The organism is Streptomyces sp. NPDC048442, from assembly GCF_040651475.1.
Classification (GTDB): Bacteria; Actinomycetota; Actinomycetes; order Streptomycetales; family Streptomycetaceae; genus Streptomyces.
Window position 1 is genome coordinate 1 of sequence record NZ_JBEZKB010000022.1, and the last position, 23167, is coordinate 23167.

General features: G+C 72.3%; 18 protein-coding genes, 1 rRNA gene and 1 pseudogene. 15 read left to right on the forward strand and 5 right to left on the reverse strand.

Features of this window, described 5'->3' with window-relative positions; genetic code table 11:
• From rrf to AB0D18_RS28090, 3 genes and pseudogenes are all read left to right on the forward strand, one after another.
• Window positions 1-92: ribosomal RNA gene (gene rrf / locus AB0D18_RS28080) — 5S ribosomal RNA — on the forward strand; the annotation flags it as partial.
• A 190-nt stretch (window positions 93-282) separates the two neighbouring features.
• A pseudogene (locus AB0D18_RS28085) lies at window positions 283-1644 on the forward strand (hypothetical protein); the annotation flags it as partial.
• Between the two features lie 117 nt (window positions 1645-1761).
• A complete protein-coding gene (locus AB0D18_RS28090; RefSeq protein ID WP_362424670.1) occupies window positions 1762-2604 on the forward strand; it encodes a hypothetical protein in 843 nt (280 codons plus the stop codon).
• Window positions 2605-2679: 75 nt separating this feature from the next.
• Here AB0D18_RS28090 and AB0D18_RS28095 read toward each other — a convergent pair whose 3' ends face one another.
• Window positions 2680-3963 carry a DUF1015 domain-containing protein gene (locus AB0D18_RS28095; RefSeq protein ID WP_362424314.1) on the reverse strand — a complete coding sequence of 428 codons (1284 nt, stop codon included), beginning with the start codon at window positions 3961-3963 and terminating at the stop codon, window positions 2680-2682.
• Window positions 3964-4036: 73 nt separating this feature from the next.
• Between AB0D18_RS28095 and AB0D18_RS28100 the strand changes: the two genes are divergently transcribed.
• The 4 genes from AB0D18_RS28100 (at window position 4037) to AB0D18_RS28115 (ending at window position 8576) form a co-directional block, all read left to right on the forward strand.
• Window positions 4037-5071, forward strand: coding sequence for an HAD-IIA family hydrolase (locus AB0D18_RS28100; protein WP_362424317.1), 1035 nt, complete (start codon window positions 4037-4039; stop codon window positions 5069-5071).
• A 495-nt stretch (window positions 5072-5566) separates the two neighbouring features.
• Window positions 5567-6547 carry an iron chelate uptake ABC transporter family permease subunit gene (locus tag AB0D18_RS28105; protein WP_362424673.1) on the forward strand — a complete coding sequence of 327 codons (981 nt, stop codon included), beginning with the start codon at window positions 5567-5569 and terminating at the stop codon, window positions 6545-6547.
• 80 nt (window positions 6548-6627) lie between these two features.
• Window positions 6628-7629 carry an iron chelate uptake ABC transporter family permease subunit gene (locus AB0D18_RS28110; protein ID WP_362424676.1) on the forward strand — a complete coding sequence of 334 codons (1002 nt, stop codon included), beginning with the start codon at window positions 6628-6630 and terminating at the stop codon, window positions 7627-7629.
• A 113-nt stretch (window positions 7630-7742) separates the two neighbouring features.
• Window positions 7743-8576 carry an ABC transporter ATP-binding protein gene (locus tag AB0D18_RS28115; protein WP_362424679.1) on the forward strand — a complete coding sequence of 278 codons (834 nt, stop codon included), beginning with the start codon at window positions 7743-7745 and terminating at the stop codon, window positions 8574-8576.
• Here AB0D18_RS28115 and AB0D18_RS28120 read toward each other — a convergent pair.
• On the reverse strand, window positions 8560-8910 hold the full coding sequence (locus AB0D18_RS28120) for an SCP2 sterol-binding domain-containing protein (protein WP_362424320.1): 351 nt from the start codon (window positions 8908-8910) through the stop codon (window positions 8560-8562). The two genes, AB0D18_RS28115 and AB0D18_RS28120, sit on opposite strands and share 17 nt — an antisense overlap.
• 153 nt (window positions 8911-9063) lie before the next feature.
• Here AB0D18_RS28120 and AB0D18_RS28125 point away from each other — a divergent pair, with 153 nt between their 5' ends.
• The 3 genes from AB0D18_RS28125 (at window position 9064) to AB0D18_RS28135 (ending at window position 11093) form a co-directional block, all read left to right on the forward strand.
• A complete protein-coding gene (locus tag AB0D18_RS28125) occupies window positions 9064-9300 on the forward strand; it encodes a hypothetical protein (protein WP_362424682.1) in 237 nt (78 codons plus the stop codon).
• Window positions 9301-9306: 6 nt separating this feature from the next.
• Window positions 9307-10122: a TlyA family RNA methyltransferase gene (locus AB0D18_RS28130; protein WP_362424322.1), complete on the forward strand. Its 816-nt coding sequence runs from the start codon at window positions 9307-9309 to the stop codon at window positions 10120-10122.
• Between the two features lie 62 nt (window positions 10123-10184).
• Window positions 10185-11093: an NAD kinase gene (locus AB0D18_RS28135; RefSeq protein ID WP_362424685.1), complete on the forward strand. Its 909-nt coding sequence runs from the start codon at window positions 10185-10187 to the stop codon at window positions 11091-11093.
• Window positions 11094-11108: 15 nt separating this feature from the next.
• Here AB0D18_RS28135 and AB0D18_RS28140 read toward each other — a convergent pair whose 3' ends face one another.
• A complete protein-coding gene (locus AB0D18_RS28140; protein WP_362424325.1) occupies window positions 11109-12434 on the reverse strand; it encodes an FtsX-like permease family protein in 1326 nt (441 codons plus the stop codon).
• A gap of 164 nt (window positions 12435-12598) precedes the next feature.
• Here AB0D18_RS28140 and recN point away from each other — a divergent pair, with 164 nt between their 5' ends.
• From recN to AB0D18_RS28155, 3 genes are all read left to right on the forward strand, one after another.
• Window positions 12599-14320 (forward strand): DNA repair protein RecN, encoded by a 1722-nt coding sequence (gene recN / locus AB0D18_RS28145; protein WP_362424688.1) that lies wholly within the window; start codon window positions 12599-12601, stop codon window positions 14318-14320.
• Window positions 14321-14430: 110 nt separating this feature from the next.
• Window positions 14431-15135, forward strand: coding sequence for a hypothetical protein (locus AB0D18_RS28150; protein WP_362424691.1), 705 nt, complete (start codon window positions 14431-14433; stop codon window positions 15133-15135).
• A 195-nt stretch (window positions 15136-15330) separates the two neighbouring features.
• On the forward strand, window positions 15331-16500 hold the full coding sequence (locus AB0D18_RS28155) for a glycosyltransferase family 4 protein (protein ID WP_362424327.1): 1170 nt from the start codon (window positions 15331-15333) through the stop codon (window positions 16498-16500).
• Between the two features lie 68 nt (window positions 16501-16568).
• Here AB0D18_RS28155 and AB0D18_RS28160 read toward each other — a convergent pair whose 3' ends face one another.
• On the reverse strand, window positions 16569-18197 hold the full coding sequence (locus AB0D18_RS28160; protein ID WP_362424330.1) for a PucR family transcriptional regulator ligand-binding domain-containing protein: 1629 nt from the start codon (window positions 18195-18197) through the stop codon (window positions 16569-16571).
• A 68-nt stretch (window positions 18198-18265) separates the two neighbouring features.
• Window positions 18266-20068, reverse strand: coding sequence for a glycoside hydrolase family 15 protein (locus AB0D18_RS28165; protein WP_362424333.1), 1803 nt, complete (start codon window positions 20066-20068; stop codon window positions 18266-18268).
• A gap of 548 nt (window positions 20069-20616) precedes the next feature.
• Between AB0D18_RS28165 and AB0D18_RS28170 the strand changes: the two genes are divergently transcribed.
• Complete coding sequence (locus AB0D18_RS28170) at window positions 20617-22281, forward strand: CTP synthase (RefSeq protein WP_362424336.1); 1665 nt, start codon at window positions 20617-20619, stop codon at window positions 22279-22281.
• Window positions 22282-22358: 77 nt separating this feature from the next.
• Complete coding sequence (locus AB0D18_RS28175) at window positions 22359-22985, forward strand: NUDIX hydrolase (protein WP_362424338.1); 627 nt, start codon at window positions 22359-22361, stop codon at window positions 22983-22985.
• The last annotated feature ends 182 nt before the right edge of the window (window positions 22986-23167 follow it).

The following is a 23167-nucleotide window of genomic DNA, read 5'->3' on the forward strand; positions in this document are numbered from 1 at the left end:
CGCCCGGTTACATTCCGAACCCGGAAGCTAAGCCTTTCCGCGCCGATGGTACTGCAGGGGGGACCCTGTGGGAGAGTAGGACGCCGCCGAACAATCTTTCAAAAGGACCCTTGGTCCCAGCGTTCATGCTGGGGCCAAGGGTCCTTTTTTGTTTTTCTGCCCGAAGCGCGTCGGATGGCCGACTGCGCGAGAATGACTGCGTTGCCCGAAGACTAGGAGTCACCCATGTCCACCAACTCTCCTGACGATCGTCCGGAGCGCGAGCCGCGTCACCGTGACAGCGGTGACCGGGGCGGATACCGCGGTGGTCGTGACGACGACCGCGGCCCCCGCCGTGACAACGACCGTGGTGGCTTCCGTCGCGACGACCGTCCCACCAGTGGCGACCGTGGCGGTTTCCGCCGTGACGACCGCCCGACCGGTGGTGCCCGCCCGACCGGTGGCGACCGCCGTGACGACCGTGGTGGCCGTCCGGCCGCCGGCGGTGGGGGCGGTTTCCGTCGTGACGACAACCGCGGTGGCGGCGGTGACCGTGGCGGTTTCCGTCGCGACGACCGCCCCACCGGTGGCGACCGTGGGGACTCCCGTGGGCGTGACGACCGTGGTGGTCGTCCCAGTGGCGGTGGCTTCGAGCGTCGTGACGACAACCGCGGCGGAGGTTTCCGCCGGGATGACCGGCCCACCGGTGGCGACCGTGGCGGTTTCCGTCGCGACGACCGCCCCACCGGTGGCGACCGCCGTGACGACCGTGGTGGCTTCCGTAGGGACGACCGTCCCAGCAGCGGGCCGCGCCGCGACGACCGGCCGAGCGGTGACCGTGGCGGATTCCGCCGCGACGACAACCGTGGTGGTGGCTTCCGCCGGGACGACCGGCCGGCCGGCGGCGGGTCCGAGCGTCGTGACGACCGCGGTGGCGACCGTGGTGGGTTCCGTGGGCGGGATGACCGTGGTGGTCGTCCGGCCGGTGGTGGCTTCGAGCGTCGCGATGACAACCGTGGTGGCGGTGGCGATCGCGGTGGGTTCCGTCGCGACGACCGGCCGAGCGGCGACCGCGGGGGCGACCGTGGTGGGTTCCGTGGGCGTGACGATCGTGACGGCCGTCCCAGCGGTGGTGGCTTCGAGCGTCGTGACGACCGTCCGAGCGGGGACCGTGGCGGGTTCCGTGGGCGGGACGACCGTGGTGGTCGTCCGGCCGGTGGTGGTTTCGAGCGTCGTGACGACAACCGCGGTGGTGGGTTCCGTCGGGACGACCGGCCGGCCGGCGGCGATCGGGGCGGGTTCCGCCGTGACGACCGTCCGAGCGGTGACCGTGGCGGTTTCGAGCGCCGTGACGACCGGGGCGGCGACCGCGGTGGTGACCGTGGCGGCTTCCGACGTGATGACCGTGGCGGCCGTCCCAGTGGCGGTGGCTTCGAGCGGCGTGACGACAACCGCGGCGGAGGTTTCCGTAGGGACGACCGTCCCAGCAGTGGGCCGCGTCGGGACGACCGTCCGAGCGGTGACCGTGGAGGGTTCCGCCGCGACGACCGTCCCAGCAGTGGGCCGCGTCGCGACGACCGGCCGAGCGGCGACCGCGGGGGCGACCGCGGTGGCTTCCGTGGGCGTGACGACCGGGGCGGCGACCGTGGTGGATACCGTGGCTCGCGCGATGAGCGGGGCGGCGACCGCGACGGTTTCCGTGGGCGGGACGACCGTGACCGGGAGCCGATCAAGCGGCTGCCGATCCCGGACGACGTCACCGGCCGCGAGATCGACCCGGACGTGCGCCAGGAGCTGATGAGCCTGCCGAAGACGCTGGCCGAGGACGTTGCCAAGAACCTGGTGATGGTGGCCAAGCTGATCGACGACGAGCCCGAGGAGGCGTACGAGTACTCGCGCATCGCGCTGCGGCTGGCCTCGCGAGTGGCCGCCGTGCGTGAGGCCGCCGGCTTCGCCGCGTACGCGACCCAGCGGTACACCGAGGCGCTCGCCGAGTTCCGCGCGACGCGTCGGATGACCGGCACCGTCGAGCTGTGGCCCGTCATGGCGGACTGCGAGCGCGGTCTCGGCCGTCCCGAGCGGGCGATGGCCATGGCCGGCGAGCCCGAGGTCAAGAAGCTGGACAAGGCCGGTCAGGTCGAGATGCGGCTGGTCGCGGCCGGTGCGCGGCGTGACATGGGGCAGATCGACGCCGCCATCGTGACGCTGCAGGGTCCCGAGCTCGGGTCCAGCTCCGTACAGCCCTGGACGGCTCGGCTGCGGTACGCGTACGCCGACGCCCTGCTGACGGCGGAGCGCAAGGACGAGGCGCGCGAGTGGTTCGCCAAGGCGGCCGAGGCGGACAAGGACGGCAGCACCGACGCCTCCGACCGGCTCGCCGAGCTGGACGGTGTCGAGTTCGTCGACGCGCTCGTCGATGACGAGGGCGACGAGAGCGAAACGGTTTCTTCCGTGGAAGAGGCCCCGTTCGAGGAGGCTGCGGTCGAAGAGGTGGCGGAAGCCGTCGAGACCGAGGTCCCGGCCGGGGACGAGGCCGACGCCGAGACCAAGGCTCCGGCCGAGGCCGACGCCGAGGCTCCGGTGGACGCCGAGCGCGCGACCGAGCGTGAGGCCGACAAGGGCTGAGTGCGATGAAGAGGGCGGCACCCCGGGTTTCCGGGGTGCCGCCCTCTTTTGCGTTCAGGTGCCGTGCGGGGCAGGTCAGTTGACGTCGAGGCTGCGCAGGACCAGGCCGGTGGCCGGTTTCGGGCCGAAGGACGTCGACTTGCGGGGCATCGTGACGCCCTGGCGGGCCAGATCGCGGACGACTTCCTCGCGCACGGGGTGCATGAGGACGCCCGTGGCGTTGTGGCGTTCGGCCTGCTCGACGGCTGCTTCCGTGTCGTGGATGTACGCGATGTCCTCCGGGGCGTCCGGGACGTGCCAGACGTGGGCGAGCAGGGTCTCGTGCAGGACGGCCGCGTCAAGGGTGCGCCAGGCCTCCGGCCGGTCCCCGCGGACCGTACGGGAGAGGAGGCCCGGGTCGGGGCGGTCCAGGAGGTGGTACGCGCCGTCGCCGGCCAGGAGGAATGCGTTGCCGCGGGACGCTGCCTCGGCGAGCGACGCGAGGGCCTCGGGGAGGGGCGTGTCCAGACGTCGTATACGGAAGGAATCGCCCACCGCCGCGAGGGCTTCGGAGACGGGCAGCCGGTGCAGCAGCCGGTGGATCGCGCGGACCTGGAGGGGGTATCGGGCAGTGTCGACGAGGAGGACCAGGCCGTAGTCCCAGGGGCTGGGGGCGCCCGTGTGCTCCTCTTTGAGGCGCAGATACGTCGCCCAGCGGTGGTGGCCGTCGGCGATGAGGGCCTGGTGGTGGGAGAGGTCCGTGGTGACCGCGGCGACCTCGGCCGGGTCGGTGATCGACCACAGGCGGTGGTGGAAGCCGTCCTCGGTGGTGGTGGAGAGGAGAGGCGGACGGGCGGCCGTGCGGTCGATGGTGTCCGTGGTGCCGGAGGGGCCGGGACCGCTGCGGTAGGTGAGGAGCAGGGGCTCCAGATTGGCGGCGGTGGCGCGCATCAGGGCGGCACGGTCCTCGACGACGTGCGGCATGACGTCCTCGTGGGGGAGGACGACGCCTTCCTCACGGGAGGACAGGGCCAGCGCGCCGATGATGCCGCGCTGGAGGAGACCGTCGCGGGACTGCTCGTACAGATAGAGGGCCGGTTCGGCGTCGGGGGCGAGGATGCCCCTGGCGAGCCAGTCGCGGAGGGTTTCCGCGGCCTGCCGGTGGCGGGCCGGTGCGGTGTCCGCCTGCGGGAGGATCAGACGGACGATGTTGTGCGGGTCCGCGGACTCCAGGTGCAGCAGGCCGTCCGGCCGGACCACGACGTCGTACGGCGGAGAAGTCACGGCGGCCAGGCTGCCGACCTCTTCCGGGACATAGCGAAGTCCTCGCAGGGGGACCATTCGCAGGCCGTGGTCCTCGGGCGGCCCTGGTGTGCTCATTGGTGCATCGTAAGTGGGGTGGTGGGATGGGTGATGATCGGGGGAGAAGCAGCGAACCGAGGAGCGGACCAGAATGAGCCACCAGCAGAGCAGGACCCGTCCGGGCAGCAGCGGGACAGTGCTGAGCGAGGCCTACGACACGGCGCTGTTGGACCTCGACGGGGTGGTCTACACGGGCGGCAGGGCCATCGAGCACGCGGCCGATGCGCTGGGAGTGGCGCGGGACGGCGGGATGCATCTCGCGTACGTGACCAACAATGCTCTGCGGACGCCGGATGCGGTGGCCGCTCATCTGACGGAACTCGGAATCCCCGCGGAGGCGTCCGACGTCATCACGTCCGCGCAGGCGGTGGCCCGTCTGATTGCCGATCAGGTCCCCGCCGGGGCAAGGGTGTTGGTGATCGGCGGAGAGGGACTGAAGGTCGCGCTGCGGGAGCGGGGGCTGGTGCCGGTGGACTCCGCCGACGACTCGCCCGCGGCGGTGGTGCAGGGGTACGGCGGCCCTGACCTGGCGTGGAGCCGGTTCGCGGAGGCTTCGTATGCGATCCGCCGGGGTGTTCCGTGGTTCGCGTCGAACACGGACCTGACGATTCCGAGTGAGCGGGGGATCGCGCCGGGGAACGGCGCCGCGGTCGAGGTCGTACGGATCGCCACTGGCGCGGAGCCGCAGGTGGCCGGAAAGCCGTTGCCGCCGATGCACCGGGAGACGATCCTGCGGACCGGCGCGAAGCGGGCGCTGGTCGTCGGGGACCGGCTGGACACCGACATCGAGGGGGCGAACACGGGGGGTGTCGACTCGCTGCTGGTGCTGACCGGTGTGGCGGACGCGGCGCAGGTTCTGTCGGCGGAGGCGAAGCACCGGCCCACGTATGTGGACGCGGATCTGCGGGGGTTGCTGCGGGGGCAGCCGGAAGTGGTGGAAGGGGAAGGGGAGTTCACCTGCGGGGGGTGGAGCGCTTCGGTGCGCGGGGGCGCGCTTGCGGTGGAGGGCGAGGGCGAACCGATGGACGCGCTGCGGGCGTTGTGTGCGGTGGCGTGGACAGAGGCGGGGGACGGGGCGTGTGGGCTGGAGATGGGGGAGGCGTTGAAGGCGGCGGGACTGGAGTAGGCGGGGAGGGGGCTTGGCAAGGGGGCGCGGTCGGGGCCGGCAGTGGTTGCGTGCAGGGGGAGTTGGCGGACGGGGTGGCGACGGCGTGCGCGGATACGGGGGTGGCAGCGCGCGGTGGTGAGGCGGCGGTCACGGCTGTGCGGCGGGCAGTCCGGTGGGGGCGGCCCCGCTGCCCAAGGAGACTAGGAGGCTAAGGGGCAGGCAGTTAGGGCGCGGGGAACTGCGCGATCAGCCACGACGCACCCGCACGACGACCACCGCCCAGCCACACCGCACCCGCACAATGCCCCGCTGCCCAAGGAGGCTAGGGAGGCTAGCGGGGTGGGGCGGCCAGGGGTGGTCGCAGGGGGTGGTCGTGGGGGTGGTGGCCGCTGGGCGGGCAGGAGGGGAGGGTAGGCTAGCCTTACTTGGGTGTTGGTTGATAGGCCTCCTGAACAGAGCGTGGAGCCCGGCTCCGCTCCGTCCGTTTCCCGTACCGTCCGGAAGCGCAATGCCGTGCGCTCCGTCGGGCTGCTCCTTTCCCTCGGTGCTCTGGTGCTGGTGGTGCTGGCGAGCATTGCCGTCGGCGCCAAGGTGATCCCGGTCGGTGAGGTGTGGCACGGCCTCGTGCACTACTCCGGTACCGGTGACGACGTGATCGTCAGGGACGTGCGGATTCCGCGCACGATCCTCGGCGTGCTCGCCGGCGCCGCGCTCGGCACGGCCGGTGCGGTCATGCAGGGGCTGACCCGTAATCCGCTGGCCGAGCCGGGGATTCTCGGGGTGAACGCGGGAGCGTCGGCGGCCGTGGTGTCCGCGATCAGCTTTCTCGGTGTGACGTCGCTGACCGGGTACGTGTGGTTCGCGTTCCTCGGGGCGGGAGCGGTCTCCGCGCTGGTGTACGTCCTCGGGGGCAGCCGCGGGGCGACGCCCGTGCGGCTCGCGCTCGCCGGGACCGCCTCCACCGCCGCGCTCTTCGGGTACGTCAACGCCGTACAGCTGCTGGACTCGGCAGCCCTGGAGCGGCTGCGGTTCTGGACCGTGGGGTCCCTCGCGTCGGCGGACATGGCCGTCGTGGGGAAGGTGTGGCCGTTCATGGTGGCCGGGCTCGTGCTGGCGCTGCTGATCGCACGGCCGTTGAACGCGATGGAGATGGGCGAGGACAGCGCGCGCTCGCTGGGCGTGCACCTGACCCGTACCCGCGTACTGGCCATGGTCGCGGTGACGCTGCTGTGCGGCGCCGCGACCGCCGCGTGCGGGCCGATCGTCTTCATTGGGCTGATGGTGCCGCACCTCGTACGGGCCATCACCGGCCCCGACATGCGGTGGATCCTGCCGTACGCGGCCGTGCTCGCGCCCGTACTGCTGCTGGGCTCCGACGTGGTGGGGCGGATCGTGGCGCGCCCCTCCGAGCTCCAGGTCGGGATCGTGACCGCGCTGATCGGCGGACCCGTCTTCATCCACCTCGTACGCCGTCGGAGGATGGGGCAGCTGTGAGCACAGTGGAACAACAGACCAAGGCCACGGGCGCGAGGACCGCGAAGCCTGCGGCGATACGTTTCGGCGGCGGGCTGTCGATGCGGTTCCACGCACGCGCGGTCGTGGCGACACTCGCGATCGCCGCGGTGGCGCTCGCGAGTGCGGTCCTGCTGGTCCTCGTGGGCAGCGGAGACTTCCCGATGACGCCGGGCGACGTCGTGCAGACGCTGCTCGGGAACGGTGCGGCGGCCCAGGAGTTCATTGTCATCGACCTGCGGCTGCCGCGGGTGCTGACCGCACTGCTGGTCGGGGCGGCGCTCGGACTGTCAGGAGCGATCTTCCAGTCGATCTCCAGGAACCCGCTGGGCAGCCCCGACGTACTCGGCTTCGGCCAGGGTGCGACGGTCGGGGCGCTCGTGGTCATCGTGCTGTTCCAGGGGGACAGCTGGGCCGTCGCGGGAGGTGCGCTGGCCGGCTGTCTGCTGACAGGCGTACTGGTGTACCTGCTCGCGTGGAAGCGGGGCGTGCACGGCTACCGGCTGGTGCTCGTCGGCATCGGCGCGGCCGCCATGCTGACCGCCGTCATGCAGTACCTGCTGACCAAGGCCAACCTGATGGACGCCACCCGGGCGGTGCTGTGGATCACCGGCACGCTCGACGGGCGCGGCTGGGAGCAGGTCGTGCCGCTGGCCGTCGCCTGCCTCGTACTGGTCCCGCCGGTGCTCGGGCACGGGCGGGCGCTGCGCATGATGGAGATGGGCGGCGACTCGGCGTACGCGCTGGGCGTGCCCGTGGAGCGGACGAGGATCGTGCTGATCCTCTGCGCCGTGCTGCTCATGGGCGTGGCCACCTCGGCGGCCGGCCCCATCACCTTCGTGGCGCTGAGCGCACCACAGCTCGCACGGCGGCTGACCGGGGCGCCGGGGCCGAACCTGGTGCCGTCTGCGCTGATGGGCGCGGGGCTGCTGGTGGTCGCGGACTGGGTGGCCCAGTCGGCGTTCGGCGAGCGGCAGCTGCCGGTGGGCGTGGTGACCGGCGTGGTCGGCGGCTGCTATCTGCTGTGGCTGCTGGTGACGGAGCGCAAGGCGGGACGGATATGACGCGGGCCGGTACGGCTGTGACGCGGGCCGGTGCGGACATGACGCGGGCCGGTGCGGACATGACGCCGCACGGCGCCGACACGAGCACGAACTACCAGAGGAGTACGACGTCCATGCAGCGCCTCGTCGCGGAATCGGTGACCCTCGGCTACGACGAGCGGATCATCGCCGAGGACCTCTCGGTCGAGATCCCGGACCACTCCTTCACCGTCATCGTCGGCCCCAACGCCTGCGGCAAGTCGACGCTGCTGCGCGCCCTGTCGCGGATGCTGAAGCCGTCGCAGGGGCGGGTGCTGCTCGACGGGCAGACCATCGCCTCCCTGCCCGCGAAGAAGGTCGCCAGGACGCTCGGGCTGCTGCCCCAGTCGTCGGTGGCGCCCGACGGCATCACCGTCGCCGACCTCGTGGCCCGCGGCCGCTACCCGCACCAGGGGCTGCTGCGGCAGTGGTCGCCCGAGGACGAGCGGATCGTCGAGGAGTCGATGGCCGCCACGGGCGTCGCCGAACTCGCCGAGCGGTACGTGGACGAGCTGTCCGGCGGTCAGCGCCAGCGGGTGTGGATCGCGATGGCACTCGCCCAGCAGACGCCGCTGCTGCTCCTCGACGAGCCGACCACCTTCCTCGACATCCAGCACCAGATCGATGTGCTCGACCTGTGCGCGGAGCTGCACGAGACACAGGGGCGCACGCTTGTCGCCGTACTGCACGACCTGAATCACGCGGCGCGGTACGCCACGCACCTGATCGCGATGCGGGACGGGAAGGTCGTCGCCGAGGGCGCGCCGTCGGACATCGTCACGGCAGACCTGGTGGAGCGGGTCTTCGGGTTGAAGTGCCAGGTCATCGAGGACCCGGAGACGGGGACTCCGCTGGTGGTGCCGGCGGCGCGGAAGACCCGTGCCGCGGCGGCTCCCGCGGTGGACGCGGTGGCTAGAGCAGCTTCCTGAGGTGCAGGAGGTCGCGGAAACCGGCCTCCAGTCGGACCCGGCCGGTGGCCCAGGACTTCGCGAAGTTCAGGTCGCCGTCGACCATCGCGACCAGATCGTCGCCGGTCATCGCGAGACGGATCTGCGCGCGCTCGCGGGGCGGGCCCGGCAGGGTGTCCTCGACGCTGATCCGGCCGTCCGAGAAACGGCCCGTAAAGGTCTGGTCGAGGTCGGTCAGGTGGCAGCTGAGCGAGCGGTCGAACGAGGCGACGCTGCGCACGCCCGCGTGGTCGGACCCGCTGAGGTTGTCCGAGAGCTTGTCGAGTGCGGCGCGGCACTCCTCCATGGTCGCCATCACGCCGACCGTACCTCAGGCCGTGCGGCAGGGCTTCGGGGTAGCGTCGTGACCATGGACGCAGAGGACACAGGTGCTGCTGTCGCCGCGGACGGCGAAGCAGGTGCGGCCGCCGGGGCAGGTGCGGCAGCCGACCCGGGCGAGGCCGAAGGCATGGTGGCGTACGACCCGGCCGCCCCGGCGCCGCTCGGGGTCGTACGCAGCGCGACGGGGAGCCCCGAGGTGGACGCCCGGCTGGAGCGTCTTTCGGACGTCGACCACCTCACGGCGGACGGACACATCGAGGTGTACGAGGATGTACACCGGGGGCTGCGCGAGACGCTGACCGCACTCGACGTACGCCCGGGACCTCCGGCGCCCCCCGCTTCCCCGTACGACATCAGGAGCTGAACGAGAGTGGCAGGAGTGGCACGCCGCCGCCTGGACGCCGAGCTGGTCCGGCGGAAGCTCGCCCGCTCGCGGGAGCACGCGAGCCAGCTGATCGCCGCCGGGCGGGTCAAGGTCGGCGGTGCGGTGGCGAGCAAGGCCGCGACGCAGGTCGAGACGGCCGCGGCCGTGGTGGTGCTCCAGGACGATGACGATCCCGACTACGTCTCGCGCGGCGGGCACAAGCTGGCCGGGGCGCTGGCCGCCTTCGCCCCGCTGGGGCTGAAGGTCGAGGGACGGCGGGCGCTGGACGCGGGCGCCTCCACCGGCGGGTTCACGGACGTACTGCTGCGGGCGGGCGTCGGGCACGTGGTCGCGGTGGACGTCGGGTACGGGCAGCTGGCGTGGTCGCTGCAGTCGGACGACCGGGTCACCGTCAAGGACCGTACGAACGTGCGCGAGATGACTCTGGAGATGATCGACGGGGCGCCGGTCGACGTGGTGGTGGGCGATCTGTCGTTCATTCCGCTGGGTCTGGTGCTGCCCGCGCTCGCGCGCTGCGCGGCGCCGGACGCCGACCTGGTGCTGATGGTGAAGCCGCAGTTCGAGGTCGGCAAGGAGCGGCTCGGCAGCGGGGGAGTGGTGCGCAGCCCCGAGCTGCGGGCCGACGCCGTGCGGAACGTGGCCCGGCAGGCGTGGGGACTCGGGCTCGGAGTGCAGGGTGTGACGGCCAGTCCGCTGCCCGGCCCTTCCGGGAACGTCGAGTACTTTTTGTGGCTGAGGGCCGGTGCTCCTGAGCTCGACCCGGCGGATGTTGACCGTGCAGTGGCGGAGGGGCCTCGGTGACCAGAACAGGGACGACCGGAACAGGGACGACGGGACCGTCAGGTGCGACAGAGGCGGCACGGGTGCTCGAACCGGCCGCGGAACGCACCGTGTTCCTGCTCGCGCACACCGGGCGGCCCGCGGCGATCCGCAGCGCCGAACTCGTCGTCGAGGGGCTGCTCAAGAGCGGCCTGGGCGTACGGCTGCTGGAGTCGGAGGCGGTCGATCTGCCGCTGCCGTCGTCCGTGGAGACCGTCGTCGAGGCGACCCCCGACGTGCTCGACGGCTGTGAGCTGCTGATCGTGCTGGGCGGCGACGGTACGTTGCTGCGCGGTGCGGAGATCGCCCGCGCGTCCGGGGTGCCGATGCTCGGCGTCAACCTCGGCCGGGTCGGCTTCCTCGCCGAGGCCGAGCGCGACGACCTGGACAAGGTCGTGGACCGGGTCGTCACACGGGCGTACGAGGTCGAGGAGCGGATGACGCTCGACGTCCTCGTGCACAACAACGGCGACGTCGTCCACCGGGACTGGGCGCTCAACGAGGCCGCCGTCCAGAAGGTCTCGCCCGAGCGGATGCTCGAAGTCGTCCTGGAGATCGACGGGCGCCCGGTCACCGGGTTCGGCTGCGACGGCATCGTGTGCGCGACGCCGACCGGCTCCACCGCATACGCCTTCTCGGCCGGTGGGCCCGTGGTCTGGCCCGAGGTGGAGGCGCTGCTGATGGTGCCGATCAGTGCGCACGCCCTGTTCGCGAAGCCGCTCGTGACGTCGCCGAATTCGGTGCTCGCCGTCGAGGTCCAGCCGCACACCCCCAACGGGGTGCTGTGGTGCGACGGGCGGCGGACCGTCGAACTGCCTTCGGGAGCACGGGTGGAGGTCCGGCGCGGGGCCGTACCCGTACGGCTGGCGCGGCTGCACCACGCGTCGTTCACCGACCGGCTGGTCGCCAAGTTCGCACTGCCGGTGGCGGGTTGGCGCGGCGCACCGCACTGACACACCCGCCGGCTGTCACGCCGTCGCGCCGACCACGGTGATCGCGCGACGGCGCAGCGCCGAGCGGACCGGCAGCCCGGTGGCCAGTATGGCCAGCAGCAGCGTGCCGCCGACGACGGACGCCAGGACCGGCCACGGCAGGTACGGGAAGGGCGAGCCGAAGGCCTGGGCGAGCATCGGGGCCATCGTGGCCAGGGATATCAGCCCGCCCATTACCAGCGCCGTCCCCGCCACGATCACCGCCTCCCAGCGGGCCATCGCCCGGATCTGGCCCGGCAGGGTGCCGACGACCCGCAGCAGGGCGATCTCCCGGCGACGCTCGAAGGAGACCATCGCGAGGGTGTTCGCCGCGGCGATGGCGGCGAAGCCCGCGTACAGCCCCGTGCCGACGTAGTCGAGCCAGACTTCGCCCGCGGAGCCCGCACTGCCCCCGTGGTGCTCGGCCGTCGTCCGCATGCCGATCTTGGTGAGGCCGAAGCCGGTCATCAGCACGAGCGGGACCACGGCGGCGGCGAACCGGCGCGGCTGCGCGCGCACATGGAGCATCGCCAGCCGTGCGCCGGCGCCGAACCGCCGGACGGGCGCGGACACCAGCCACGCCGCAGGACCCACGACCCGCGGCCCGAGCAGCCCCGCCCCGGCACAGAACAGCAGCAGGACCACGAACGACGCCTGCCCGGCCTTGTCGGACGCCACCTTCGTCAGAAGTACGGAAAGCACGGCGCCGCCCGCCACCGCGACCAGCCCCAGCAGGGTCCGTAGCCACCCGAGGCCCCTGCGGCCCGCCGTCGCCTCGCCCAGCGCCCGCGCGGGGCGGAGCAGCGAGAACCGGACGGAGGACAGGAGGGCGGCCGCCGCCGAGGTCACCACGGCCACCCCCAGACAGACCGGCAGCGTGACCCAGCCGAAGCGCAGCACCGTCCCGGCGGGTATCAGTCCGTACGCCTGCATCCCGGCGAACCAGGGGCGGGCGAGCAGCGCCCCCAGCACGCACCCGACCAGCGCCGCGGGGACGGCCGCCGCGACCGCCTGCACGACGACCGCGCGGCGCACCTGGCGCGGGCGGGCGCCGACCGTACGGACCAGGGCGAGCTCCCGGTGCTGCTGGGCCACGGCCGTGCCCATCGTCGATGCCACCACGAAAATCGACATGTAGATGGAACCGATCAACAGGACGACCGCCATGTCACCCACCTCGGCGGAAACTCCCTCGGCGCCCGTCACCGACATCATCGTCGTCGACGCGCTCACCACCGTCGCCGCGAAGAGCGCCGCCACCGTCGTGCCCACGAAGGCCGGGCGGTGGCCGCGAAGTGCGGATCGTGCGAGTCCTGTTCCCATGGGTCAAGACTGGCCGGGTGGGGCAGGTGCGCACCATGAAGCAGGCTTCAGATTTCAGGCTGGGGTTTTCCGCAGGGTCGGGGCGGTCCGAGGGGAGGGCGGTGGGCGGGGGTCGTCGCACACCGGGCTCAGGACCTCGTAAGGTCGTGTCCGTGTTGGAGGAGATGCGGATACGGTCGCTCGGAGTCATCGACGATGCTGTCGTCGAGCTGTCACCCGGTTTCACGGCGGTGACCGGCGAGACCGGAGCGGGCAAGACCATGGTCGTCACCAGTCTCGGGCTGCTGCTCGGAGGCCGGGCCGACCCTGCCCTGGTACGGCTCGGGGCCAAGGCGGCAGTGGTGGAGGGGCGGCTCACCATGCGCCCCGGCGACCCCGCCGCCGTACGGGCCGAGGAGGCCGGGGCGGAGCTCGACGACGGAACGCTGCTCGTCAGCAGGACGGTTTCCGCCGAGGGGCGTTCGCGCGCCCACCTCGGCGGCCGGTCGGTCCCGGTGGGGCTGCTCGCCGAACTGGCCGACGACCTCGTGGCCGTGCACGGGCAGACCGACCAGCAGGGGCTGCTGCGGCCGTCCCGGCAGCGCAAGGCCCTCGACCGGTACGCGGGTGAAGCGGTCGCCGTGCCGCACGCCAAGTACGCGATCGCCTACCGCCGCCTCAAAGCTGTCTCGGCGGAACTGGACGAGATCACCACACGGGCCCGTGAGCGCGCCCAGGAGGCCGATCTGCTGCGCTTCGGCCTGGAGGAGATCGCCGCCGTCGAACCCCTGGAGGGGGAGGACGCCGAGCTCTCCGCCGAGGCCGAACGGCTCGGACACGCCGAGTCGCTGGCCTCCGCCGCGGCCCTCGCGCACGCCGCGCTGGCGGGCAACCCCGAGGACCCCGAGGCCGTCGACGCGAACACCCTGGTCGCCGGCGCCCATCGGGCGGTCGAGGCCGTCCGCGCCCACGACCCGGCACTGGCCGCCCTCGCCGAGCGCATCGGCGAGATCGGCATCCTGCTCGGCGACGTGGCCGGCGAGCTCGCCGGATACGCCGACAACCTGGACGCCGACCCGCTGCGGCTCTCCGTGGTGGAGGAGCGCCGGGCCGCCCTCACCCAGCTCACCCGCAAGTACGGTTCGGACATCGACGCCGTGCTCGCCTGGGCGCAGGAGGGCGCGGCCCGTCTCACCGAACTCGACGGCGACGACGACCGGCTCGGCGAGCTGACGGCCGAGCGCGACGTCCTGCGCGGCGAACTGTCCACCCTGGCGCAGGCGTTGACCGACGCCCGTACGGAGGCCGCGGCGCGGTTCGCCGACGCGGTGACCGCCGAACTGGCCTCCCTCGCCATGCCGCACGCCCGCGTGACGATCGACATCCGCCAGACCGACGACCCCGAGCGGGGCATCGAGGTCGGCGGCCGCCTCGTCACGTACGGCTCCTCGGGCGCCGACGAGGTCGAGCTGCTGCTCGCCCCGCACCCAGGCGCGCACCCGCGGCCGATCGGCAAGGGCGCATCCGGCGGTGAGCTGTCGCGCGTGATGCTCGCCGTCGAGGTCGTCTTCGCCGGATCCGACCCCGTTCCCACGTACCTTTTTGACGAGGTCGACGCGGGCGTCGGCGGCAAGGCGGCCGTCGAGGTCGGCAGGCGTCTGGCGAAGCTCGCGAAGTCCGCGCAGGTGGTCGTCGTGACGCACCTGCCGCAGGTGGCGGCCTTTGCGGACCGGCAGCTGCTGGTGGAGAAGACGGTCGACGGTTCGGTGACCAGGAGCGGTGTCACCGTCCTGGAGGGCGAGGACCGGGTGCGCGAGCTGTCCCGGATGCTGGCCGGCCAGGAGGACTCGGAGACGGCGCGGGCGCATGCGGAGGAGCTGCTCGCTACGGCGCGGGCGGACGGGTAGCGCTGCGCCTGCGTAGGGTGGGGCGCATGAGTGCAGGCCGCAGTGGGTTCGCTGGTCGGGTGTCCGGGATTCTGGGGGCAGTTGGGGCCACCCTGTGCGTACGGCAGGGGATGCGACGGTGGCCGCCGGGGGAGGCCGCTCTCTGGGAGCGGAAGAACTTCGAGGGCGGGATCGTCGACCTGTACGCGGGGCCGGCCACCGCCCTCGGCAGCGCTGTCGCGGTCGTCGCCTCCCCGGCACTGCCCGGACGGACGCGGGCGGCCACGGCGCTCGCCGTGCTCGCCGCCGGCGGCTGCGGAGCGTACGACGACATGGTGGGGCGCAACGACCCCCGGCGCGGTTTCCGCGCACACCTGGGCGCCCTGCGGCAGGGCGAGGTCACCAGCGGTGCGGTCAAGCTGCTGGGCATCGGTGCGGCAGGTCTCGTGGCGGGCGCGCTCCTCAAAGAGAACACGGTCGACAAGGTGCTGGCGGGCGTGGTCGTCGCGGGCACCGCGCACTTCGTGAACCTGGTGGACGTACGGCCCGGAAGGGCGGTCGGGACGGTCCTCGCCCTCGGGGCGCCCGGCCTGCTGAAGGGCGGCGCGGCGGGAGTGCTCGCAGCCGCGCCGGTGGGAGCCGCCGCGGCCGTCCTGGAGGACGACCTCAAGAGGCGCACGATGCTCGGCGACACCGGGGCCCACGCGCTGGGCGCAGGACTCGGCGCGGCGATCGCCGCGGGCAACGGCCGGACCGGACTTGCCCTGCACGCCGCCGCGCTGACCTTCGCGGCCGCGTACGGTGACCGGGTCAGCCGTGCGGCGGGCGCCTCCTGAACGGGCGATCACTCGTGCGGGTGGTAACAGGCATGAAGTGACCGGGCCGGGGCACTTGTGGTGCCTCGGTAGCCCTGGGGACTGGCATCCTTGGCGCCGTAATGCGCACAAGTGCAGCAGAAGTTGCACCAGGAGTTGCACCCGAAGTTGCACCAGGAGTGCAGCGGAGACATCCACCCAGGAGCACCCACCACCGTGAGCAGCACCCCGCCCCCGTCGTACGGACAGTCGCCGCTCCGCGCCGTCCAGGTGCTCGGCGGCGGCAGCGCGGGCAGCAGCGCCCACGTCAGGTCGCTGGCCGCGGGGCTCGTCGAGCGGGGCGTGCGGGTCACCGTGTGCGCCCCCAGCGAACTGGAGCGCACCTACGACTTCGCCGAGGTGGGCGCCGACGTGGTGACCGTCCCCCGGCGCAGCGACCCCGTCTCCATCGCCGCCCTGCGGGCCGCCTGCACCGGGGCGGACATCGTCCACGCGCACGGGCTGCACGCCGCCGTGCGCACCGCGTTCGCCGTGAGCGGGATTCCGGCCGGAGGGCGGTCCGCGGGACGGCTCGGCGTCCGGCCGGGGGAGCGGTCCGCAGGGCGTGTCCCGCTCGTCGTCACCTGGCACACCCGGGCGCACGCCGAGGGAGCGCGCAGCCACGTCGTACGGCTGATGGAACGCCGGGCAGCCCGGTCCGCCTCCGTCGTCCTCGGCACGTCGTCCGACCTCGTCGACCGGGCGCGCAGCCGGGGCGCCCGCGACGCCCGCCTCGCACCCGTCACGGTGCCCGCGCCCCGCCCGCCCGACGACTTCCACGAAAGCAAGGCCAAGGCCGAACTGGGCGCCGTGGGGCGCCCGTTGCTCATGGCGGTCGGCAGCCTTGTCCCGCACCGGGGCTACGACGTCCTCCTGGACGCCTCCCGCGCCTGGCGCGACCTGGACCCCGCCCCGCTGCTCACCATCGCCGGGGAGGGCAGCGAGCGGGCCGCGCTCCAGCGCCGCATCGAGGCGGAGGACCTGCCGGTGCAGCTCCTGGGGCGGCGCGACGACATCTCCGAGCTGCTCGCCGCCGCCGACGTCGCCGTACTGCCCAGCCGGTGGGAGGCGCGCTCGGTGCTCGCCCAGGAGGCGCTGCGCTCCGGGGTGCCGCTCGTCGCCACCGGCGTCGGGGGAATCCCCGAGCTGGTCGGTGACGCCGCCGAGTTCGTACCGTACGGAGACGCCGAGACCCTCGCGCGCACGGTCCTCGGGCTGCTCGACGACCCGGAGCGCCGCGCGGAGCTCGCCGAGGCGGGGCTGCGGCAGGCGGCCACCTGGCCGACGGCGGACGAGACGGTCGCCCAGGTGCTCAGCGTGTACGACGAACTGACGGGGCAGGGCTAGGGACCGTCAGACGCCTGCGGGTGCGTCGTGGCTGGTCGCGCAGTTCCCCGCGCCCCTACGGGGCTCCTCTATGAGGCGTGCCGCCGCGCCCGTAGCGCCAGGCTCAGTGCCAGTACCGTCTGCGGGTCGTCCAGGTCGGTGCCGAGCAGCTCCGAGATCCGGGCGAGCCGGTTGTAGAGCGTCTGCCGGTTGAGGTGCAGCTCGCGCGCCGTCTCCGCCTTGCGGCCCGCGTGCGCCAGGAACGTCTCCAGGGTGGGCAGCAGCGGCGGCCGGGACGTGCGGTCGTGGTCGCGCAGCGGGCCGATCGCCCGGTCCACGAACGCCGCCAGGTCCGGATGGTCCCGCAGCCGCCACAGCAGCAGGTCGATGTCGAGGCGCCGCGCGTCGTACCAGGGCCGGTCGTGCAGCCCCTGCGCCGCCGTCGCCGTCTCCGCCGCGTGCCGCAGGCTCGCCGAGGCCGCCGCCCAGCCGCCCGCGATCCCGACCACCACGACCGGCGGGTGCGCGCCCGCCCGGCCGAGCCCGGCCCGCTCCACACCGGCCCGCAGCGCCGCCGCGACCCGGTCGGCCACCGCCGTGCGCTCCGACTCCGTACGCAGTCCCAGCAGCAGCGGAACCCGCCCCTCCACCGGTCGTACGCCCAGCAGCACCGGCACTCCCACCGACGCCAGCTCCTCCAGCACGGCCCGCGCCAGGACCGCCCAGTTCCCGGACGGCGACAGCTCGGCGGCGAGCCGCATGACCACCGGCAGCAACGGGCCCTCGCCCGGCTTGAAGCCCAGTACCCGGGCCTGCGCGGGCGCGTCCTCCGCCGAGATGCGGCCCTGCGCGAGGTCTGTCAGGAAGTCGCCGCGCCCGCGGGCCGCCAGCTCCTCCTCCTGACGCGCCTGCATCAGTACGACGGCCAGTATGTCCGCCGCCCGCTCCGCCGCCATCCGGTGCACCGGCAGCAGCGGATGGGCCACCCCGAGCAGCACCAGCCTGGCCCGCACCGAGCCCACCCCGTGGCCGCCGCCGGGGACGTCCACCAGCACCCCGTTCGCGGGCGGCCCCGACTCGCGTGCCTCGCGCTGGCCGCGCAGCCCCTCCCACACCTGGAGCGGGTCGGCGCCGGGGTCCTTCTCCGAAGGCCCGGCCGCGTACAGCAGCTGCCCGTCGGCGGTCTCCAGGAAGACGGGGTTGGTGGTGAAGTCCGCCAGGATGCCCAGCACCTGCGGCACCCCGCCCCCGCCGAGCAGCGCCTCCGTACAGCGCCGGTGGACCTCCTCGGCGCGCCTCAGCAGTGTGTAGTGCCCGTTGACGATCTCGGTGTGGACCTCTTCGGTGACGGACACGAACGGCACCTCGCGGTGCAGCTGCACCAGCGGCAGCCCGGCCGCCCGCGCGGTCTCCACCAGGGTCGAGGGCAACCGGCTGAAACGCGGCCCCAGCTCGACGACGAGCGCGGCGATGCCCCGGTCGGCCAGCCTCCGTACGAAAGCGCGCTGCTCCGCGGGCCGGGTGCCGAGACCCAGCCCCGTCGTCAGCAGCAGCTCGCCGCCCTTGAGCAGGGACGCGATGTTGGGGACCTCGCCGGCGTGCACCCAGCGCACGGTCCTGCCCAGCCGGTCGGCGCCCGCCATCACCTCCGGGAGCCCGCTGCGGAGTCCCGGCAGTTCAAGCGCCCTTTGCACGGTGATTCCGCCCTGCGTGTCCATGCATCCGGACGGTACCGCAAGCGCCCCGGAGCCGAAGGTCTCCGGGGCGCTCGCGGGCGCGGGGCCCGTCAGCCGCCGTACGCCCCCGAAGCCGTCAGCCGCAGGGCGGTGTCGATCAGCGGTACGTGGCTGAAGGCCTGCGGGAAGTTGCCGACCTGGCGCTGTTGGTGGGAGTCCCACTCCTCGGCGAGCAGCCCCAGGTCGTTCCGCAGCGACAGGAGCTTCTCGAAGAGCCGGCGTGCCTCGTCGACCCGGCCGATCATCGCCAGGTCGTCCGCCAGCCAGAACGAGCAGGCAAGGAACGCGCCCTCGTCGCCCTCCAGGCCGTCCACGCCCGCGTCGTCCCCGGAGGTCGGGTAACGCAGCACGAAGCCGTCCGGGGTGGACAGTTCGCGCTGGATGGCCTCGATGGTGCCGATGACGCGCTTGTCGTCGGGCGGCAGGAAACCCATCTGCGGGATGAGCAGCAGCGAGGCGTCCAGCTCCTGGGAGCCGTACGACTGCGTGAAGGTGTTGCGCTCCGGGTCGTAGCCCTTCTCGCAGACGTCCGCGTGGATCGTCTCGCGCAGTTCGCGCCAGCGCTCCAGCGGGCCGTCCGCGTCGCCCGCCTCGATCAGCTTGATCGTGCGGTCGACGGCGACCCAGGTCATCACCTTGGAGTGCACGAAGTGGCGGCGCGGTCCGCGCACCTCCCAGATGCCCTCGTCGGGCTGGTCCCAGTGGTCCTCCACCCAGCGGATCAGCTTGAGCTGCAGGAGCGAGGCGTAGTCGTTGCGGGCCAGGCCCGTCATGTGGGCGAGGTGCAGAGCCTCGGTGACCTCCCCGTAGACGTCGAGCTGGAGCTGGTGGGCGGCGCCGTTGCCCGCCCTGACCGGGCGGGAGTTCTCGTAGCCGGGAAGCCAGTCCAGCTCCGTCTCGCCCAACTCCCGCTCGCCGGCGATCCCGTACATGATCTGCAGGTTCTCCGGGTCGCCCGCGACCGCCCGCAGCAGCCACTCGCGCCAGGCGCGCGCCTCCTCGCGGTAGCCGGTGCGCAGCAGCGAGGACAGTGTGATCGCGGCGTCGCGCAGCCAGGTGTAGCGGTAGTCCCAGTTGCGGGAGCCGCCGATGTCCTCCGGGAGGGAGGTCGTGGGGGCGGCGACGATGCCGCCGGTGGGAGCGTACGTCAGTGCCTTGAGCGTGATCAGCGAGCGGACCACGGCCTCGCGGTAGGGCCCGTGGTACGTGCAGTGCTCGACCCACTCGCGCCAGAAGTCGACCGAGAGCTGCAGTGCGCCCTCGGGGTCGGGCAGCGGCGGCGCCTCCTTGTGCGAGGGCTGCCACTGGATGGTGAACGCGAGCCGCTCACCGGGTCCGACCGTGAAGTCGGAGTGCGTGGTGAGGTCCTGGCCGTGCGTCTCGACGTCCGTGTCCAGCCAGACCGAGTCGGGGCCGGCCACCGCGACCGTACGGTTGTCCACCCGGTGCACCCAGGGCGTCACCCGGCCGTAGCTGAACCGCATGCGCAGCGCCGAGTGCATCGGCACCCGGCCGCTGACCCCCTCCACGATTCTGGTCAGCTGTGGCGCACCGTCGCGCGGTGGCATGAAATCGGTCACCCGGACCGTGCCCCGCGGGGTGTCCCACTCCTGTTCCAGGATGAGGGAGTCCCCGCGGTAGCGGCGGCGCGAAGCCGGTGGCGCTTCACTGCCTTCCGGGTAGGAGGGTCCGATCCGCCAGAAGCCGTGCTCCTCGGTACCGAGAAGTCCGGCGAAAACGGCATGGGAGTCGAAGCGGGGGAGGCACAGCCAGTCGACTGAGCCGTCCCTGCAGACCAGCGCCGCTGTCTGCATGTCTCCGATGAGTGCGTAGTCCTCGATGCGCCCGGCCACGTGCAATCTCCAGTCGAACGGCCACATCCGCCCCCTCGCGGGGACATCTGCAGTCAGGGGATCTTCGACGACGAGCTTCGGGGTCCGGGAGCGGCGGTGATGGATGCCTTCCCCGGCCGGCTCGCAGCGATGTGTCCGAGCAGGATACGACGCGACAAGCTCATCTGCGTGTGGTCGCTGCAACGTGAGTGGGCCGAACGGGTGAGGTGCAGGTGATGCCGCTGTGGTCGTACGGTGAAGGCGCATCGAACAGGTGGCCGGGGCATTGCCCGCAGGGGTCCTGGGTGTCCGGCCGCGTCTTCACAGGTACGTACGCGGGGAAGGTCGAATTCCGTACGGAGCCCGGCCGCCGTCCCGGCCTGTGGCGGACGCCGGAAGCAACCTCCCGGAGTCGCTGATACCCTGGTAGCCCGTGGGCGGTGGGAGCAAAACCCCCCGAACCGCAGCGACGACGCCCCCAGAAATCACCGGTGGAACCACCGGTGGTCCCTCGCCGGGAGGCCAAAGCCGCACCCTCACCTCGCGACCACGGGAGCCCCATCTTGGCCATGCAGCCCAAATCCTCGACGACCAAGCACATCTTCGTCACCGGGGGTGTCGCCTCTTCCCTCGGCAAGGGTCTGACTGCCTCCAGCCTGGGTGCGCTCCTGAAGGCCCGTGGCCTGCGCGTCACCATGCAGAAGCTCGACCCGTACCTCAACGTCGACCCCGGCACGATGAACCCCTTCCAGCACGGCGAGGTGTTCGTCACCAACGACGGCGCCGAGACCGACCTGGACATCGGCCACTACGAGCGCTTCCTCGACGTCGACCTCGACGGCTCGGCCAACGTCACCACAGGCCAGGTCTACAACACCGTCATCGCCAAGGAGCGCCGCGGCGAGTACCTCGGTGACACCGTGCAGGTCATCCCGCACATCACCAACGAGATCAAGCACCGCATCCGCCGCATGGCCACCGACGACGTCGACGTCGTCATCACCGAGGTCGGCGGCACGGTCGGCGACATCGAGTCGCTGCCCTTCCTGGAGACCGTCCGCCAGGTCCGCCACGAGGTCGGCCGCGACAACGTCTTCGTCGTGCACATCTCGCTGCTCCCCTACATCGGCCCCTCGGGCGAGCTGAAGACCAAGCCGACCCAGCACTCGGTCGCCGCCCTGCGCAACATCGGCATCCAGCCGGACGCGATCGTGCTGCGCGCCGACCGCGACGTCCCGGACGCCATCAAGCGCAAGATCTCGCTGATGTGCGACGTCGACGAGGACGCCGTGGTGGCCTGTGTCGACGCCAAGTCGATCTACGACATCCCCAAGGTGCTGCACACCGAGGGCCTGGACGCGTACGTCGTCCGCAAGCTGGACCTGCCCTTCCGCGACGTGGACTGGACCGTCTGGGAGGACCTCCTGGAGCGCGTCCACAACCCGGAGCACGAGGTCACCGTCGCGCTCGTCGGCAAGTACATCGACCTGCCCGACGCGTACCTCTCGATCACCGAGGCCATGCGCGCCGGCGGCTTCGCCAACAAGGCCCGCGTCAAGGTCAAGTGGGTCACGTCCGACGACTGCAAGACCCAGGCCGGCGCCCAGAAGCAGCTCGGCGACTGCGACGCCGTCGTGATCCCCGGCGGCTTCGGCGAGCGCGGCGTCAACGGCAAGGTCGGCGCCATCCAGTACGCCCGCGAGAACAAGGTGCCGCTGCTCGGCATCTGCCTCGGCCTGCAGTGCATCGTCGTCGAGGCGGCCCGCAACCTGGCCGGCATCGAGGACGCCAACTCCACCGAGTTCGACGCCGCCACCGCGCACCCGGTGATCTCCACCATGGAGGAGCAGCTGGCGTACGTCGAGGGCGCGGGCGACCTGGGCGGCACCATGCGCCTGGGCCTCTACCCGGCGAAGCTCGCCGAGGGCTCCATCGTGCGCGAGGTCTACGGCGACGAGCAGTACGTCGACGAGCGCCACCGCCACCGCTACGAGGTCAACAACGCCTACCGCGCCGAGCTGGAGAAGAAGGCCGGCATCGTCTTCTCCGGCACCTCCCCGGACAACAAGCTCGTCGAGTACGTCGAGTACCCGCGCGAGGTGCACCCCTACATGGTCGCCACCCAGGCGCACCCGGAGCTGCGCTCGCGCCCGACCCGCCCGCACCCGCTCTTCGCGGGCCTGGTGAAGGCGGCCGTGGAGCGCCAGCAGGAAGCGCGCCAGCAGGGCAAGTAGTACGTACGCGTTAACGTTGCCGGGGTGAGGGCCTTCACGGTCCCCACCCCGGTTTCTTTGTGTTCAGGAGGAAGTACGTGGCGATCAAGGACACCCCCCAGGAGTGGCAGGTCACCGAGTCGGTGACCCCGTTCGAGGGGGCGAAGACCAGTGTCCGCACCGACCGCGTGGTCATGCCGGACGGCTCCGTCGCGGGCCGCGACTACCAGGTGCACCCCGGCTCGGTGGCCGTCCTCGCGCTGGACGACGCCGGTCGCGTCGCGGTGCTCAGCCAGTACCGCCACCCGGTGCGCCACAAGCTCTGGGAGATCCCGGCCGGGCTCCTCGACGTACCCGGCGAGAACCCGCTGCACGCCGCCCAGCGCGAGCTCTACGAGGAGGCGCACATCAAGGCGGGGGACTGGCGGGTGCTCACCGACGTCTACACCTCGCCGGGCGGTTCCGACGAAGCGGTACGGATCTTCCTCGCCCGGGACCTGTCGGAGGCGGAGGGCGAGCGGTACGCGGTGTCCGAGGAGGAGGCCGACATGGAGCACGCGCGGGTGCCGCTGGAGGAGCTGGTGCACGGGGCGCTCGCCGGGCAGCTGCACAACAACTGCCTCGTCATCGGGGTGCTCGCACTGAACGCGGCCCTCTCCGGCTCGGGGGGCGGGCTCGACGCGCTGCGCCCGGCGGAGGCGCCGTGGCCGGCCCGGCCGTTCTGACGGCCCCGGACGGGTCGGATGCGTCGCGGGGCGAGCTGTACGTGTCGCACGTCGGGCCGTATGCGTCACGTCGGTCATAAAATCTGCTGATCCGATCGGGGGACCTGTCCGCCGCGCTCCCCCGGATCAGTAGCAGAGCGTGAACTAGGCTCGAATCCCCGACCGCGGTCGCGGCGGGGATT